The following is a 16978-nucleotide window of genomic DNA, read 5'->3' on the forward strand; positions in this document are numbered from 1 at the left end:
TCGCCGGGCGCAAAACCAGATGAGCGATGTCAGTGGCGAACCGTAGGCTCGCACCTGATGCCCGAACAACATTCAACCGCCAAGGACCGGTCGGCCGTACGTTCACTGCTGCGGCTGTGGCCGTACGTACGCCCCATCCGAACTCGCCTGTTCAGTGCGGCATTTGTCGCCATCGTGGCCTCATGTCTGGGCCTGGTCATTCCACTCGTACTGAAGTGGCTCGTCGACGGCCCGGTGGCCGGGCGGGACCCCGGCGGGGTCTGGCTCGGGGCGCTGGCACTGCTGCTGCTGGGGCTCACGGAGGCGGGGCTCTTCGGCTTCCGGCGCTGGCTGGTGGCCCGGCCGCTCGCCGGGGTCGAGGCGTCGATGCGGGCCGACCTCTACCGGCATCTCCAGCGGCTGCCGGTGGCCTTCCACGACCGCTGGGCCTCGGGCCAGCTACTCTCGCGCGGCACGACGGACCTGATGCTGGTGCGGATGTTCCTGGCGTTCCCGCTGACCTTTCTGCTGGTCAACGCGACCACGATCCTGGTCGGCTTCGTCATTTTGCTGGGGCAGCAGTGGAGCCTGGGCCTGGTGCTGCTCGCGCCGATCGTGCCGCTGGTGATTCTCTGCTCGCTCTTCGAGACGCGGTACGCGATCGTCGCGCGCCAGGCACAGGACCAGGTCGGCGATCTGACCACGGTCGTCGAGGAGAGCGTCCTCGGTATCCGCATCATCAAGGGCTTCGGCCGTCACCGCAGCCAGGCGCTCGCCTTCCGGGAGCTCGCACGGCGGCTGCGCGGCACCGAGCTCGGCAAGGCGAGGCTGCTGGCCGGGATCTGGGCGCTGATCACGACCATCCCCGAGGTCGTCATCGGCGCCGCGCTGGTGCTGGGCACCGTCCAGGTGGCGGACGGCGGTCTGTCGGCGGGCACGCTGGTGGCGTTCCTGTCGACGGCGCTCGCGCTGCGGTGGCCGGTGGAGTCGATCGGCTTCCTGCTGGCGATGAGCCAGGAGGCGGCGACCGCGACGGAACGGTACTTCGAGGTGATGGACGCGCAGGAGGAGTCGGACACGGCCCTCACGCACCGGGCGGTGTCCGAGGATTCCGCGGGGCTGCGGTTCGAGGCCGTCGAGTTCCGCTACCCGGACGCGCCCGCGGACGCCCGGCCCGTACTCGCCCGCATCGATCTGCGCGTACGTCCCGGGGAGACGATGGCCCTGGTCGGCGGGACCGGAAGCGGCAAGACCACGCTGACCGCGCTCGTACCACGGCTGCACGAAGTGACCTCCGGGCGGATCACGCTCGACGGGGAGGACATCGCGGCGATGCCGCGCGAGCGGCTGCGCGAACTGGTGTCGGTGGCCTTCGAGGAGCCGACGCTCTTCTCTGCGAGCGTCGGCGAGAACGTGCTGATGGGCGCGCAGCGCGCGGACGAAGCCGAGTTGGGACGCGCGCTGGAGGTGGCGCAGGCCGGTTTCGTCGGTTCGCTGCCGCACGGGGTCGACACCCAGGTCGGCGAGCAGGGCCTCAGCCTCTCGGGCGGCCAGCGGCAACGGCTCGCCCTGGCCCGGGCGGTGGTCGGCCGACCGCGTTTCCTGGTGCTCGACGATCCACTGTCGGCGCTCGACGTGCATACGGAGGCACTGGTGGAGGCGGCCTTGCGGCGGGTCCTGGAGGACACGACGGCCCTCGTGGTCGCGCACCGCCCGTCGACGGTGATGCTGGCGGACCGGGTGGCGCTGCTGTCGGAGGGCAGGATCGCCGCGGTCGGTACGCATCAGGAACTGCTGCGGACGAACGCGGAGTACGCGTGGCTGATGTCGGGAGCGGATACCGGCTCCGGCGCCGAGGCCGAGGCCGAGGCCGACGCCGGCGCCGTCGCCGACGCCGATCGTGCTCACGCCGAGGAGGGGGTCCGATGACGTCGTCTACGACCACGACGCCGTACGCCGACGACGGCGAGGAGACGGCCGCTGCCGGTAGCGCGCCCACGGCTCGGGAGCCGAAGGGCTCGACCGGCGCGTTCCGCCGGGACGATCCCTTCGACCGGGACGCCCTGCCCGCGCCCGAGGGGGCGACCCGTGCGCTGCTCGGTTCGCTCCTCGCACCCCGCCGCGGACGCGTCGTCCTCGCCGCCCTGCTCCTGCTGCTCCAGCAGGCCGCCGTCCAGGCCGGGCCGCTGCTCGTCGCGTACGCCATCGACCGCGGAGTGCCCGCCTTCCGCCGGGACGACTACGGGCCGCTGATCGCCGTCGCCGTCGGGTACGCCGTGTGCGCGCTCGGCGCAGGACTGCTGCAGTACTCCTTCATCCGCGCCTCCGCACACGTCAACCAGGACGTGCTGCTCGACCTGCGCGGCCGGATCTTCCGCCATGCGCAGGCACTCAGCGTCGACTTCCACGAGCGCTACACCTCGGGCCGGCTGATCTCGCGGTCGACCACCGACGTGGAGTCCCTGCGTGAGCTGCTCAGCGAGGGCCTCCAAGAGCTGATCATGGTCGTCCTGGCCTTCGTCTACATCTCGGCGATGCTGCTCTGGCTGGACCTCGGGCTCGGCGGGCTCGCGGTGCTCTCCTTCGTACCGCTGTATCTGCTCGTACGGCTCTACCAGCGGCGCGCCAAGGCGGTCTTCAGCACTCGTTCGACGGCGATCGCCGCGGTCATCGTGAAGTTCGCGGAGACGATGAACGGCATCCGGCCGGTGCGGGCGTTCCGGCGCGAGCGGGCCAACGACGCGGAGTTCCACGTCCTCAACCACCGTCACGAGCGCAGCAACGGCGACGCGCTGCTCGAGATGGCGCGCTATGTCGTCGGATCCCGGCTCGTGGCCAACACGGCGGTGGCCGGAATCGTGCTGTGGGGTGCCTACCGGGTCGCGGAAGGCACGCTGGCGCTGGGTGTGCTGGCCGCGGCCGTGCTCTATCTGCGGCGGCTGTACGACCCGATCGACCGGCTGGGGATGTTCCTCAACTCCTACCAGTCCGCGGCGGCTTCGCTGGAGAAGATCGCCGGGCTGCTGGCCCAGATCCCGTCCGTGCCCGAGGCCCGCGACCCCAAGGTGCTGCCCGACCTGGCCTCCGACCACCCGGGGCGCGAGGTCGTCTTCGACGGCGTCCGCTTCGCCTACCGCACCGGTGGCGAAGTGCTGCCCCGCTTCGATCTGACCATCCCGGCAGGCCAGACGGTCGCGGTCGTCGGCTCGACCGGCGCGGGCAAATCCACCCTCGCGAAGCTGCTCGCCCGCTTCTACGACCCGACCGAGGGGCGGGTCCTCATGGACGGCGTCGAACTGCGGGATCTGGCCACGCCCGAACTGCGGCGGGGCGTGGTGATGGTGACCCAGGAAGCCTTCCTCTTCTCCGGGACGGTCGCGGAGAACATCGCGATCGGGCGGCCGGACGCGAGCCGCGAGGAGATCGAGCAGGCGGCGAAGGCGATCGGCGCGCACGACTTCATCGCGGGCCTGCCGGACGGCTACGACACGGACGTACGCAAACGGGGCGGCCGCATCTCGGCGGGCCAGCGCCAGTTGGTGGCCTTCGCGCGCGCCCTGCTCGCCGACCCGGCGGTCCTGATCCTCGACGAGGCGACGAGCTCGCTGGACATCCCGGGTGAACGGGCGGTCCAGCGCGCGATGGACACGGTGCTGCACGGACGCACGGCGGTGGTGATCGCGCACCGGCTGTCGACGGTGGAGATCGCGGACAGGGTGCTGGTGATGGAACACGGTCGGGTGGTGGAGGACGGGACGCCGGGCGAACTGATTGCGGGGAAGGGGAGGTTCGCGGGGCTGCACAGGGCGTGGCGGGACAGCGTGGTGAGCTGACGGGCGGAAATGTGCGGCCCTGCCGGAAGGCACAGAACCAGCCACAGTTCGACGTCCTCACCGCAACCGGGAACTATCCCCAGTTCAACACTCTGTTCACACAGGCCCCGTTCGACCTGGACGGAACCCTCTTCGAATTCGGGCCGCACAAACGCTCGACGGCTTCCCGATGGTGATCGGTGAAACGTCCGCTTAACGAACACGACCATTCAGGCACCGGACGATTTCCGGCCAACCTGTTGACGCGCTCCTGACAGGAGGCGTTCAGTGCTGGCACTCTTCCCCCGATCCACGCTCTACATGCTCCGCATGCTCTGCCCGGCCGACCCACCCAGTCGACCGGTACCCCCCTCGCAGAAGGAGTTCGCGTGAGACCCACGCCTCGCCGGCGCACCACCGCGACCGGAGCTCTCATAGCCACCGCCGCTCTCCTGGCGGTCGGATTCCAGACCGGCACCTCTTCGGCCGACACGGCGTCAACCGCCGTGCCGGCGGCGGCGAAAGCGGGGAAGGCCGACCCCGGCGCCCTGCCGCTGAATCTCTCCCCCGCGCAGCGCGCGGAGCTGATACGCAAGCAGAGCGCCACCACGGCGGCCACCGCCAGGGAACTGGGGCTGAGCGCCCAGGAGAAGCTGCTCGTCCGGGACGTCACCCAGGACCGCGACGGCACCACGCACACCCGCTACGAGCGCACGTACTCCGGACTCCCGGTCCTCGGCGGTGACCTGGTGGTCGCCGAGAACAAGGCGGGCGCCACCGAGTCGGTCAGCAAGGCGTCGGCAGCGAGCCTGAAGAACGTGGACACCAGCGCCGACGTCGCCCCGGCCGTCGCCGAGAAGCAGGCGCTGGGCGCGGCAAAGGCGGAAGGCTCGGCGAAGACCAAGGCCGACCGTGCGCCGCGCAAGGTGGTCTGGATGGCCAAGGGCACGCCGACTCTCGCGTACGAGACGGTCGTGGGCGGCATCCAGCACGACGGCACGCCGAACGAGCTGCACGTCGTCACCGACGCCACCACCGGCGCGAAGCTCTTCGAGTGGCAGGCCATCGAGAACGGCACCGGCAACACGCAGTACAGCGGCCAGGTGACCCTCGGCTCCACGCAGTCGGGCTCAACGTACAACCTGACCGACGCCGGCCGCGGCAGCCACAAGACGTACAACCTGAACCACGGCTCCAGCGGCACCGGCACCCTGTTCTCGGGTCCGGACGACACCTGGGGCAACGGCCAGGCCTCCGACCCGGAGACCGCCGGCGCGGACGCCGCCTACGGCGCGGGACTGACCTGGGACTACTACAAGAACGTGCACGGCCGTTCCGGCATCCGCGGTGACGGCGTCGGCGCGTACTCCCGCGTCCACTACGGCAACAACTACGTCAACGCGTTCTGGCAGGACAGCTGCTTCTGCATGACGTACGGCGACGGCTCGGGCAACGCCAAGCCGCTCACGTCGATCGACGTCGCCGCGCACGAGATGACGCACGGCGTCACGGCCGCCACCGCGAAGCTCGTCTACAGCGGCGAGTCCGGCGGTCTCAACGAGGCGACCTCCGACATCTTCGCCGCCGCCGTCGAGTTCTACGCCAACAACGCCCAGGACAAGGGTGACTACCTGGTCGGCGAGAAGATCGACATCAACGGCGACGGCACCCCGCTGCGCTACATGGACAAGCCGAGCAAGGACGGCGCGTCCAAGGACGCCTGGTACTCGGGCATCGGCGGCATCGACGTCCACTACTCCTCGGGTCCGGCGAACCACTGGTACTACCTGCTCTCCGAGGGCAGCGGCGCCAAGGTCATCAACGGGGTCAACTACGACTCCCCGACCTCCGACGGTCTGCCCGTGACTGGCATCGGCCGGGACAAGGCCTCGCTGATCTGGTTCAAGGCGCTCACCACGAAGTTCAACTCCACGACCAACTACGCGGCTGCCCGCACCGGCACCATCGCGGTCGCGACGGAGCTGTACGGAGCCACCAGCGCCGAGGTCAAGTCGGTGACCGACGCGTGGGCCGGCATCAATGTCGGCGCCCGCCCCGGCGGCGGCGACCCGGGGGGCACGGTCTTCGAGAACACCGCTGACGTCTCCATCCCGGACAACGGCGCGGCGGTCACCTCCTCGGTCAACGTCACCGGCCGCACCGGCAACGCCCCGAGCACCCTCAAGGTCGGCGTGGACATCATCCACACCTGGCGCGGCGACCTCGTCGTCGACCTGGTCGCCCCGGACGGATCGGTCTACAACCTCAAGCCCTTCAGCGGCTCCGACTCCGCCGACAACGTCCAGGCCACGTACACCGTCAACGCCTCCTCCGAGGTCGCCAACGGCACCTGGAAGCTCCGCGTCCAGGACAAGGCCGCCTGGGACACCGGTTACATCAACAGCTTCAAGCTCACCTTCTGAGCCATGACGCGAAGGTGACACAAGGAAAGTGACACAAGGAAGCTGCCCGGGGGCCGAGCCCCCGGGCAGCTTTCGCGTTCAAGGGTGGCACGGCGCCAGGCGCCGTGCCACCCCAGAAGCCGCCTCAGCGCATCAGCACGCCCGCGCCCTCCCCCGTCGCCTCGGTCGGCAGCGCCACCAGCCCGAGATCGGCGCTGGCCGCGAGCAGCGGATGGGCCGGCAGGATGCGCACCGTATAGCCGAACGGGCCCGTGCGGTCCAGTGAGAGCGGGCCCTCGTAGACCCAGCGGCCCTCCAGATCGGGGCCGCCCGCCGGCTTGAGCGGGAAGGTCTGGGCGTCGGCGATCGCGTCGTCGGAGTCGACGCGGCCGGACACCGCCTGCACCTCCACGTCGTCCGGCTGGAGTTCGCCGAGTGCGACCCGCACCCGCAGCGCCAGCGTGGAGCCCAGCTCCGCCGTTCCCCCGGCCGCCGACTGCTCCAGCGCTTCCACATGGTCGACGGCCACATGCGGCCAGCTCATCCGCACCCGGCCCTTCCAGGACGCCAACTCCCGTGCCGTGTCGGCGTTCAGGGACCGGTGAGCCCGGGCGGCCGGGGCGTACAGACGCTCCACGTACTCCCGGACCATGCGGCCCGCGAGCACCTTGGGCCCGAGCGTGGTCAGCGTGCGCCGGACCATCTCGATCCAGCGCTGCGGCAGCCCGCCCGCGCCCCGGTCGTAGAAGCGGGGCGCCACCCGGTTCTCGATCAGCTCGTACAGCGCGCCGGCCTCCAGCTCGTCACGCCGGTCGTCGTCCGTCGCCGAGCCGTCGGCCGTCGGGATGGCCCAGCCGAAGTCCGGCTCGAACCACTCGTCCCACCAGCCGTCGAGGACGGACAGATTGAGGCAGCCGTTGAGCGCGGCCTTCATTCCGCTCGTGCCGCACGCCTCCAGCGGCCGCAGTGGATTGTTCAGCCAGACGTCGCAGCCCGGGTAGAGCTTCTGCGCCATCGCCATCCCGTAGTCGGGCAGGAAGACGATCCGGTGGCGCACCCGCGGATCGTCGGCGAACCGCACCAGCTCCTGGACCAGCCGCTTGCCGCCGTCGTCCGCCGGATGCGCCTTGCCCGCGACGACGATCTGCACCGGCCTGGTCGGATGCAGCAGCAGCTCCATCAGCCGGTCGCGGTCGCGCAGCATGAGCGTGAGCCGCTTGTACGAGGGGACCCGGCGGGCGAAGCCGATGGTGAGGACGTCGGGGTCGAGCACGCCGTCGACCCAGCCCAGTTCGGCCGCTCCGGCGCCGCGCTGGCGCCAGGAGGCCCGCAGCCTCTCCCGTACCTCCAGGACCAGCTGTTCGCGCAGCTCACGGCGCAGCTCCCAGATGTCGGCGTCCGGGATGTCCGCGACGGCGTCCCAACGCTGGGAGCCGCCGACGGACAGGGCGTCCTCCGCACGGCTGGTGCCGATCTGGCGCACGCCGAGCCGGAACACCTCGGGCGCCACCCAGGTCGGCGCGTGCACGCCGTTGGTGACGGAGGTGATGGGCACCTCTTCGGCGTCGAAGCCGGGCCACAGCCCGGCGAACATGCCGCGGCTGACGGCCCCGTGCAGTGTGGAGACGCCGTTGGCGCGCTGGGCGAGCCGCAGGCCCATCACCGCCATGTTGAAGAGATTGGGCTCGCCGCCCGGATAGGTCTCCATGCCGAGCTGGAGCACCTTCTCGACCGGGACTCCGGGCAGCTCTCCGCGCTCCCCGAAGTGGCGGGCGACGAGCTCGCGGTCGAAGCGGTCGATCCCGGCGGGCACGGGTGTATGGGTGGTGAACACGGTTCCGGCGCGTACGGCTTCGAGCGCGGCGTCGAAGTCGAGGTCCTGGCCGCCGCGCTCCGGGGGCTCGCCCAGTTCGCGGATGCGCTCCAGACCGAGGAAGCCGGCATGGCCCTCGTTGGTGTGGAACACCTCGGGAGCGGGATGGCCGGTGAGGCGGCAGTACACCCGCACCGCCCGTACGCCCCCGATGCCCAGCAGCATCTCCTGGAGAAGCCGGTGCTCGCTGCCGCCGCCGTAGAGCCGGTCGGTGACATCGCGCTCGCCATGGCCGTTCTCCTCGACGTCCGAGTCGAGCATCAGCAGAGGTACGCGGCCGACCCGCGCCATCCAGATGTGCGCGCGCAGTGAGCGCCCGCCGGGCAGCGCGAGGGACACCAGGCAGGGTGTCCCGTCGGGCTCCCGCAGCAGGCTGACGGGCAGTTCGTTGGGGTCGAGCAGCGGATAGTGCTCCTGTTGCCAGCCGTCGCGGGACAGCGACTGACGGAAGTAGCCGTGGCGGTAGAGCAGCCCGACGCCGATCAGCGGCACGCCGAGGTCGCTCGCGGCCTTGAGATGGTCGCCGGCCAGGATGCCCAGGCCGCCGGAGTACTGGGGCAGTGCGGCGGTGACACCGAACTCGGGCGAGAAGTAGGCGACCGCTGCGGGGAATTCGGCGCCCTCGGGGTCATGGTCCCCCAGGGCGCCACTGTGTGCCTGGTACCACCTGCGACCGTGCAGGTAGTCGTCCAGGTCGTCGGCGACGGCGGCGAGTCTGCGCAGAAAGCGCCGGTCCCCGGCCAGCTCCGCCAGCCGGGTGGCGGACACCGATCCGAGCAGTCGTACGGGATCGCCACCCGCCGCCTGCCAGCCGTCGGGGTCGACGGCCTGGAAGAGGTCACGGGTCTCGGTGTGCCAGGACCAGCGCAGATTGCGCGCCAGTTCACTGAGCGGAAGAAGTGGTTCGGGGAGGACGGGGCGGACGGTGAATCGACGAATGGCCTTCACGGGTTCCACCTTCGCAGGGGAGGTACGCATCCGAGGGGACGCACGACGGTGTGCGTCCTTTTCCGTCCCGACAGACGGTAGTGGTACCCCGCCCTCCTCAACCACGGCGCGCGCCGGGCCCACGGGCGGGCGCCGGTGCATTCAGCACGCCGAAGGGGCGTTCAGCGCGGCTAGGCCGTGTCTGACAAATAGCGCCGTCCGCCCGCAGGGCGGGGTGCGCGGCGTCCGGTGCGTGCAATCGCAAGGCGGAGGATCATCCTCGTACTGGACGTACTTGGATGACTCCGACAACGCAGCGAGTGGGCGTGCCGGGCGTCGCGCGCCAGGCGAGATTTGTCAGACACGGCCTAGCGAACCGCCGGGTCGTAGGGAGAGCCCTGGTTGACGGTCGCCGGGTCGAAGGCCCCGGTGGCCGCGTACCGGGCGGCGATCTCGGCGAGTTCCCGCTTCGGGATCACCTCGTCGATGTCGGTGAAGCCGCCGGGGGCGCGCTCGTGGGCGAGGTTGATGACGACCTCGGGGCCGAGGCGGCGGTTCGCCTGCTGGAGTTCTGTCATCGCGGGCCTGCGTTCGGCCTCGTACGCGGCCAGGGCGCGGGCGGGGTCGGGGTGCAGGGCCATGGCGTGGCCGAGCGCGCGGGCGTCGACGATGGACTGGGTCGCGCCGTTGGAGCCGATCGGGTACATGGCGTGGGCCGCGTCGCCGGTCAGCGTCGTACGGCCGACGGACCAGCGCTCCAGCGGATCGCGGTCCACCATCGGGTACTCGAAGGCGCCTTCGGCGGCCCGGAGTACCTGGGGGACGCTGACGCCGTCGAAGTCCCAGCCCTCGTAGTGGTGCAGGAACTTCTCGACCGGGACCTCCCGGTTCCAGTCTCCGCGCGTAGCGCCTGTGGCGTCGGCGGGCATCGCGAGCGCCCAGTTGACCAGCACCTCGCCGCTGTCCCTGTCGGGCTCGGTCATCGGGTAGACCACGGCCTTCTGGCGGTCGTCGCCCGCGATGAACATGAAGGTGCCGATCTGGTGGGCGGGCATCCACGAGACGCCGCGCCAGACGAGCATGCCGTTCCACGGCGGCTCGCCCTCGCCCGGGTTGAGCGCGGCGCGCACCGTGGAGCGGATGCCGTCGGCGCCGATGAGGACGTCGGGTTCGAGGGACGCCCTGCCGCGCCGGGCGCCGTCACGGTGTTCGAGCTGGACCCGGGGGCGGCCGTCGGCAAGCGGTTCGAGACCGGTGACCTTGACGCCGCCGACGATCGCGCCGGGCCCGAGCCGGGCGCGTACCGCGTCGGCGAGCACGCGCTGGAGTTCGCCGCGCTGGATGGAGAGCTGGGGCCAGTGGTAGCCGGCGCCGAGGCCGCGCGGTTCGCGGGAGATGAGGCCGCCGCTGCGGTGGTAGTAGCGCAGCTCACGGGTGCGTACGGAGCACTCCTCCAGCCGGTCCAGCAGCCCGAGCGCGTCGAGTTCGCGTACCGCGTTGGGCATGATGTTCAGCCCGGCGCCGACCGGGCGCAGCTCGCGGACCGTCTCGACGACGGTGATCCGCTCGAATCCGGCGGTGTGCAGGGCCAGTGCCGCGGTGAGCCCGGCGATTCCTCCGCCGGCGATCATGATGTGGGTCATGGGGACCTCCAGGGACGGTCAGGCGACGGGGGTGCGCGGCCGCTCGATCGAACGGCGTACGAGGGTCTCGTTGTCCCGGGTCAGATCGAGCACGGAGCGGAGCAGTTCGATGGGGGCGCCGCCGCTGCCCACGTCGTAGAGCCGCACGTCCTCGCCGTACGCCTTGCGGGCGATGGTCATGTGGCGGGCCCGGAAGGTCTTGAGGATGCGCAGCACGCGGGCCAGGGAGACGGCGGAGGCGGCGAGCTGCGGCGGCAGCCGGTGGGCCGCCTCCCAGCTGATGGCGGCCGAGAGCTTGGAGACGGCGGAGGTGCCGCCCTTGTGCGCGGCGTAGTGGTCGCGCCAGGAGGGGAGGCTGTAGCGCACCGAGTCGTCGAGAAAGGCGTCGTAGGCTCGGTTGCTGCGGTCGCACTGCCACAGCGTCAGATCGACCAGCCAGAGCGGCACCTGGGCGGCGGCCGGGCCGAGGTAGTCGGTGCCCGCGACGTCGATCTCCTCGAAGTAGGAGCGCATCCGGGTCGCGAAGAAGACCGGTGAGACATTGGCGACGGTGAAGTCGATGGAGTCGACCATGGACTGCACATGCTGGGCGGTGCGGTCGAGCGCTGTGGCGAAGCCCGGTTCGTAGGGCTCCCGGCGGGCGAGTTCCGCGCAGGTGTCGAGCGCCGCCACCAGGCTGGGGAAGACCATCCGGACCGCGTCCTGGAGATTGCTCTCCATGATGTCGCCGGTGTACATCCGCTGCCGGGCGCCGAGCGGGTTCCACGTCGTGTAGTGGTGCACGGTGTCGCGCGGCACCATGTCGGTGCGCCGGCCCAGCTCTTCGAGCACCGGAAGGACGTCGGGCACCGCAGCGACGGGCTCGACGCCGTGCCGTTTGAGCGATCCGAGCAGGATGCCGAGGTCGCGCATGGCCGCGAGCGCGTCGGTGACGCCGAGCGCGGCCACCCGTTCGGGCTCCGGTACCAGGGTGCGCAGGGCGACGGTGAGCGCCGGCACATCGGCGCCGGCGTTCATCGCGGGCAGCGCCGCGAGCAGCGCGTCGGCGCCGAGCGGGTCGGCCGCGCGTATCTCGGCTATCCGGTAGCGCGGATCGCAGCGCGACTGGAGACCGGGCGCGACAAGGTCGTACAAGGTCAACGGAATGCCCCCCTCGGGCAACGTCGGTTCAGTGGGTGGGATGCGGCGCAGTTGCTCGCGTCACGCGCTCACCGGACGCTTTCGCCGCCTGCGTACGCCTGCGCGGTACGCACTCGCCGCATACGGTCACTCCACGGCACCGCCCACAGGGTCCCGGCGCGGTGGCGCCGGGGCGGGCCCGGGCAGCCGCAGTCGTACGCAGAGCAGGGCGGCCAGCGCCGCGAAGGCGGCGCCGGCCAGCAGCGCGGAGCGGAAGCCGGAGGTCTGGGCGGCGGCCGATGGGCCGCCCCCGGCGGTGGCCACGGCCACCAGGACGGCGAGCCCGAGCACCGAGCCGAACTGCTGGCTGGTGTTGACGAGTCCGGAGGCGAGGCCGGTCTCCTCGGGGGCGGCCTCGGCGGTGGCGGCCACGTTGGTGGTGACCATGACCAGCGGCAGGGCGACGCCGAGGACCAGGCTGGGTGCCAGGACCGTCGTTGCGAAGGTTCCGTCGGCGGACAGGGCGAGCGCCAGCCACACCATGCCCGCGAACAGGAGCCCGAAGCCCGCGGTCATGGTGGCCCTGAGCCCGATCCGGACGATGAGGCGGCCGGTCTGCGGGGCGACGGCGACCACCACCAGTGACAGCGGCAGCAGTCCGAGTCCGCCGGTCAGCGGCGACTGTTCGAGAACGCTCTGCAGATAGAGGCTGACCAGGAAGAACATGGGGAACAGCGCCATCTGGGCCAGTGCGCTGAGGATGTTGGCGTCCCGCAGCGCGGGCCGTCGCAGCACGGCGGGCGGCACCAGCGGGCTCGGGATCCTCGACTCCACTGCGGCGAAGGCCGCGAGCAGCGCGAGGCCCGCACCGCCGGCGGAGAGGGTCCGGGTGCTGGTCCACCCGGACTCGCCCGCGCCGACGAGTGCGTACGCCACCAGCCCGAGGCCGCCGGTGGCCGTGAGTGCTCCGCCCAGGTCGAAGCCGGACCGTGCGCTGCGCGTCCCCCCGTTGAGAACGCGCAGTGCGAGCAGTCCCATGACCAGAGCGAGGAGCACATTGAGCCAGAACGTGGAGCGCCAGCCGAGCAGATCGGTGAGCACTCCGCCGAGCACGGTGCCGAGCACCCCGCCCAGTCCGCCCATCGCGGCGAAAGCGCCGAGCGCCTTGTGCCGTCCGGGCCCGTCCGGGAAGAGGTTGAGCAGCAGTGCGAACGCCGCGGCGGCGGCGAAGGCGGCGCCCACGCCCTGCACGGACCGCGCGGCGATCAGGGCGCCCGGCGTCCCGGCGAGCCCGCCCGCCGCGGAGGCCGCGGCCAGCAGTCCCAGACCGCCGAGGTAGAGCAGCCGGTGGCCGAGGAGATCGGCCAGGCGCCCGCCGAGCAGCAGCAGTCCGCCGAAGGCGATGAGGTAGCCGTTGGCCACCCAGGACAGTCCGGCCGAGCCGGAGCCGAGGTCGTCGCCGACCGACGGCAGCGCGACATTGATGATGGCCGTGTCCATGATCAGCAGCAGCTGCGTGGAGGCGAGCAGCGCGAGCGCGGCGCCCGGACGGGCCGAGGTCACCGGCCCGTCCTCGGGTCCTCGCCCAGGCCATATCCCCCGAGACAGGCCTGGGCCAGTTCCTCGCAGCTCTCCGCGCCGCCCGCCCACGTCTGCATGGTCAGATAGACGTGCGGGGCGCCGTGGTAGAAGCGCTCGTACTGCTCGTGGCGTCCGGCGAACTCCGAACCGAGCGCGTCCCAGACCAGCTTGAGCAGCTTGACCCGGTCCTCGGCCGGGGTGCCGGGCACGCGCAGATACTTCCTCACGACCGGCCCGAGCTGCGGGTGCAGCAGATCCCCGCCGGAGGCCGGGAGCTGGATGATGCCGCCGCCCGCGAGCAGCTTGATCTCCTGGACGGCGCGCGGGTAGATCTCCCCGGCCATGATGCGCTGGGCGAAGGAGATCTCCCGGCCGGGCATGACGCCGCCGCTGCCGCCGTCGACCGGCTCATGGCTGGCCTCGGCGGCCAGTACGAAGGCCTTGGCCTGGGCGACCATACCGAGCAGCCGCCCGACCGACTGGGTGACGGCGGGGAGTTGGGAGGTGTTGTTGGCACGAGTCAGCAAAATGGCGAGGCCGGTGAGGAATTCGAGCTTGGTCCAGAAGCGGGTGGCCGCCTGGTGGCTGAAGTTGAGGTAGGCGGGCGTCCCCCACCACATCGCCGCGGTGGCCTCGGTATTGCGGTAGGTCAGCACCCGCTCCCACGGTACGAAGACCTCGTCGCAGACCAGCAGCGCGTCGTTCTCGTCGAAGCGCGACGAGAGCGGGTTGTCGAAGACGCTGCGGGCCTTCGCCTCGTACGACGTACGCGAGACGAGGGTCAGGCCAGGTGTGCCGACGGGCACCGAGAAGCACAGCGCGTGCTCCACGTCCTCGGGCGCCAGGGGCTCGATCGTGCCGACGAGCACCTCGTCGGCGAAGACGGCCCCGGTGCCGATCATCTTGGCGCCGCTCACCACGATCCCGTCGTCCTTCTCGGCGACGACCCGCACGACCAGATCGTCCTCCCCTTCGCCGGACTGCGGGTTGGTGATGGTGAAGGCCGCGTACAGATCGCCCTCGGCGAGCCTGCGGTGACAGGCGAGGGCGTTGTCGGCGCCGTCGAAGGAGTCGGTGGTGAAGACCTGGGGCAGGGCGGCGAAGCCCGCTGCTCCGCCTGCCATGTAGTCGGGGGTGCGCCCGAGAAAGCCGAAGCTCGACTCGGTCCACACCTTGTAGGCGTGCCGCCGCGCGACCAGGTCCTCGTAGGAGCGCGGCACGGCGAAGGCGCGGTGGACGCCGCCGGAGGTGAGGACAGGGCTGTGCTCGGAGTCGTGCGCCAGGTCGTAGAGGTGCGCGACCGACGCCGCGGTGTTGCGGAAGGCGGCATGGCGGGTGACGTCCTTGACCCGTTCGCCGTCGAGCCACACCTCACGCCCGTCACGCAGCGCTGCGAGGTATTCCTGGCCGGACCTGGTCAACGTCTCTCCTCAAACGGAACGTCCCCCGACACAGCCGAGCCTCGCTCCAGCCAGGGACACTGGGCAATGAACGACCGTCCAGCGGTGATTAAGAACCGGCCAGTCATGCAGCTGAGGGGCTTTTCGACCGGTACTCTCCCGGCGTCATTCCGTACCACTTGCGGAACGCCAGGTGAAAACCGACCGAGCTCTGGTAGCCGACCCGCTCCGGCACGGCCGACTGGGGCAGCGATGTCTCGCCGAGCAGCCGGGCCGCCTCCTGCATCCGCCGCCCCGTCAGATGCCGGGCGGGCGCCTCGCCGACCAGCTCGCGGAAGGCCGCCGTGAACGCCGAGCGGGACATGCCGACCTCGCGGGCGAGCGACTCGATGGTCCAGGGCTCGGCGAACCGGGTCGCGATGATGACCATGGCTCGGCTGATACCGGGATGGCGCAGAACCGGCAGCGCGGAGGGATTGCGGGCCAGTTCGCGCAGCAGCGGCCGCAGCGCGAGCACCAGCGCCATCTCGAAGGCCCGCAGCGTGATCAGCCGGTCGCCGGGGCCGACCGGGCGGTCGGTGGCGGCGAGCAGCCGCAGCGTGTCGCGCAGCAGCGGCTCCCTGTCCACCTGGGAGCGGTCCAGCACCAGCGCCCACGGCAGCGCCGTGTAGAGGTGGGTGGCCACGGAGGCGTCGTAGTGCAGCCCGGCGCAGAGCAGCCGGCTCTCGGGCCCGTCGCCCTCGATCCTGATCTCACCGGAGGTGCCCGGCGCACGCTCGGGCAGTACGGTGCCGAGCGCGACGCCCCGCCGCTCCGGCCGGTCGGAGAGCCGGTGCGCGGTGCCGGTGGGGAAGACGGCGAGGTCGCCCTCGTGCAGTTCGAGCGGGGTCTGGCCCTCGGCCGTGATCCAGCAGCCGCCCTCGGTGATGAAGTGCAATACGGCGCAGCTCTGTTCCGCGTCGCCCTCGATGGCCCAGGGGGCGCTGACATGCCAGCGGCTGTCGAAGACCCCCGTCAGACGTAAGGGTTTGAGCAGCTCGCTGAGGAGGTCGTCCCCTTCGCGCTTCGTCGGTTCCGTCTCCGTCGGTTCCATTGGACGATCCTTCAACCCCCGCCCCGGTTTGTTAATTGATCGGCCCAAGCAGCCGAAGCGAGCCTGGAAGAGCCGTTCACGGCAGCAGCCACACCCTATCGAAGGGCTCTTCAGACTCATGTCCGATCACATTCCGATGCGCGTAGCGGTCGTGGGGGCGACCGGGTTCCAGGGAGGTGCGACCGCCCGTCTGCTGGCCGAGCGGAAGCACCGCGTGCGCACATTGAGCCGCAAGCCCGAGGCCGATCGCCCGGAGCTGCCCGGCGTTTCCATCGCGGGCGGCGACCTCGGGCGGTACGAGGACGTACGCCAGCTCTTCGAAGGGGCCACGCACGCGGCGGTGGTGATGCCGCTGGTGTACCAGGCCGAGAAGGTCATGCGGTACGCCCAGCACATAGCGAAGGCGGCCCGCGAGGCCGGGGTGGGGCGGCTGGTCTACAACGCCAACACCCGTGTCCCCGACCGGAGCACGAATGTGGTGGCCTTCGAGACGCGCAGGCTCGCCGAGACGGTCTTCCGCGAGGGCCTCGCCCACAGCGGTGTGGAGCTGGTGGTCGTACGCCCGCCGGTCTATCTGGACAACCTCTTCAGCCCGTGGAACGGCCCGGCCCTGGTGAACGAGGGTGTGCTCGCCTACCCGCTGCCGGCCGACGTCCCGACGGCGTGGATCTCGCACCGGGACCTGGCGGAGGCGGTCTACGCGGCGCTCACGGTGGAGGGTGTGGCGGGCCGTACCTTCGACATCGGCGGCGCGCGGACACTGACGGGCGACGAGCTCGCCACGGCCTTCGGGCAGGGCCTCGGGCGCTCGGTCCGCTATGTGCCCCTGGAGCCGGGCATCTTCGAGCAGGGGCTCGCCCAGATCCTGGGCGAGGAGTCCGCCGCCGGGGTGTCGGGGATCTACCACTACATGGCCACGGGCCTGGAGCCCGGCCTGATGGCGGGCGACGAGGGCGAGTCGGCGCAGGCGCTGTCGCTGAAGCCGGCGCCGGTGGACGAGTGGGTGGCACGGCAGCCGTGGCAGATGTGGTCGGGGGAGCAGTCATGAGCGCGCGCAGGCGAGAGCCGAGCTGGGGAGCGTAGCCGGGCGGAGGCTCGGCGCTGTGAGGCGGTGCAGGGCGCGGGCCCCGACGCGAGTGGCGTCGGGGC

10 protein-coding genes are annotated in these 16978 nt (G+C 71.1%); 4 read left to right on the forward strand and 6 right to left on the reverse strand.

The window, feature by feature from the left end; all coding sequences use genetic code 11:
• Positions 1 to 57: 57 nt before the first annotated feature.
• The 3 genes from OHA61_RS11075 to OHA61_RS11085 all read left to right on the forward strand — a co-directional run bounded on the left by OHA61_RS11075 (position 58) and on the right by OHA61_RS11085 (position 6214).
• Complete coding sequence (locus OHA61_RS11075) at positions 58 to 1908, forward strand: ABC transporter ATP-binding protein (protein ID WP_406302943.1); 1851 nt, start codon at positions 58 to 60, stop codon at positions 1906 to 1908.
• Entirely contained in the window at positions 1905 to 3812 is a 1908-nt protein-coding gene (locus tag OHA61_RS11080) for an ABC transporter ATP-binding protein (protein WP_406302944.1), read from the forward strand. The genes OHA61_RS11075 and OHA61_RS11080 overlap by 4 nt, the downstream gene beginning before the upstream one ends.
• A gap of 368 nt (positions 3813 to 4180) precedes the next feature.
• Positions 4181 to 6214, forward strand: coding sequence for a M4 family metallopeptidase (locus tag OHA61_RS11085; protein ID WP_406302945.1), 2034 nt, complete (start codon positions 4181 to 4183; stop codon positions 6212 to 6214).
• A 124-nt stretch (positions 6215 to 6338) separates the two neighbouring features.
• Here the strand turns inward: OHA61_RS11085 and glgP are convergent, their stop codons facing one another.
• From glgP to OHA61_RS11115, 6 genes are all read right to left on the reverse strand, one after another.
• Positions 6339 to 9014 carry an alpha-glucan family phosphorylase gene (gene glgP / locus OHA61_RS11090; protein WP_406302946.1) on the reverse strand — a complete coding sequence of 892 codons (2676 nt, stop codon included), beginning with the start codon at positions 9012 to 9014 and terminating at the stop codon, positions 6339 to 6341.
• A gap of 347 nt (positions 9015 to 9361) precedes the next feature.
• The gene (locus OHA61_RS11095; RefSeq protein WP_406302947.1) at positions 9362 to 10636 is read right to left on the reverse strand and encodes a flavin-dependent oxidoreductase; all 1275 of its coding nucleotides are present in this window, start codon (positions 10634 to 10636) and stop codon (positions 9362 to 9364) included.
• A gap of 18 nt (positions 10637 to 10654) precedes the next feature.
• On the reverse strand, positions 10655 to 11776 hold the full coding sequence (locus tag OHA61_RS11100; protein ID WP_324987793.1) for a monodechloroaminopyrrolnitrin synthase PrnB family protein: 1122 nt from the start codon (positions 11774 to 11776) through the stop codon (positions 10655 to 10657).
• A gap of 126 nt (positions 11777 to 11902) precedes the next feature.
• The gene (locus tag OHA61_RS11105; protein ID WP_406302948.1) at positions 11903 to 13318 is read right to left on the reverse strand and encodes an MFS transporter; all 1416 of its coding nucleotides are present in this window, start codon (positions 13316 to 13318) and stop codon (positions 11903 to 11905) included.
• Positions 13315 to 14757 (reverse strand): 4-hydroxyphenylacetate 3-hydroxylase family protein, encoded by a 1443-nt coding sequence (locus tag OHA61_RS11110; RefSeq protein WP_406302949.1) that lies wholly within the window; start codon positions 14755 to 14757, stop codon positions 13315 to 13317. Before OHA61_RS11110 ends, OHA61_RS11105 begins: the two co-directional genes overlap by 4 nt.
• Before the next feature lie 103 nt (positions 14758 to 14860).
• Positions 14861 to 15829 carry an AraC family transcriptional regulator gene (locus tag OHA61_RS11115; protein ID WP_361911183.1) on the reverse strand — a complete coding sequence of 323 codons (969 nt, stop codon included), beginning with the start codon at positions 15827 to 15829 and terminating at the stop codon, positions 14861 to 14863.
• A 118-nt stretch (positions 15830 to 15947) separates the two neighbouring features.
• Between OHA61_RS11115 and OHA61_RS11120 the strand changes: the two genes are divergently transcribed.
• Entirely contained in the window at positions 15948 to 16877 is a 930-nt protein-coding gene (locus tag OHA61_RS11120) for an SDR family oxidoreductase (RefSeq protein WP_406302950.1), read from the forward strand.
• Positions 16878 to 16978: the final 101 nt, after the last annotated feature.

It is taken from the genome of Streptomyces sp. NBC_00885, assembly GCF_045207475.1.
In the GTDB taxonomy this organism is placed as follows: domain Bacteria; phylum Actinomycetota; class Actinomycetes; order Streptomycetales; family Streptomycetaceae; genus Streptomyces.

Bases quoted from the DNA above. Each gene is read 5' to 3' on its own strand.
- OHA61_RS11095 (WP_406302947.1), bottom strand. From the start codon at position 10,636: ATGACCCACATCATGATCGCCGGCGGAGGAATCGCCGGGCTCACCGCG.
- OHA61_RS11075 (WP_406302943.1), top strand. From the start codon at position 58: ATGCCCGAACAACATTCAACCGCCAAGGACCGGTCGGCCGTACGTTCA.
- OHA61_RS11120 (WP_406302950.1), top strand. From the start codon at position 15,948: ATGTCCGATCACATTCCGATGCGCGTAGCGGTCGTGGGGGCGACCGGG.
- OHA61_RS11080 (WP_406302944.1), top strand. From the start codon at position 1,905: ATGACGTCGTCTACGACCACGACGCCGTACGCCGACGACGGCGAGGAG.
- OHA61_RS11115 (WP_361911183.1), bottom strand. From the start codon at position 15,829: ATGGAACCGACGGAGACGGAACCGACGAAGCGCGAAGGGGACGACCTC.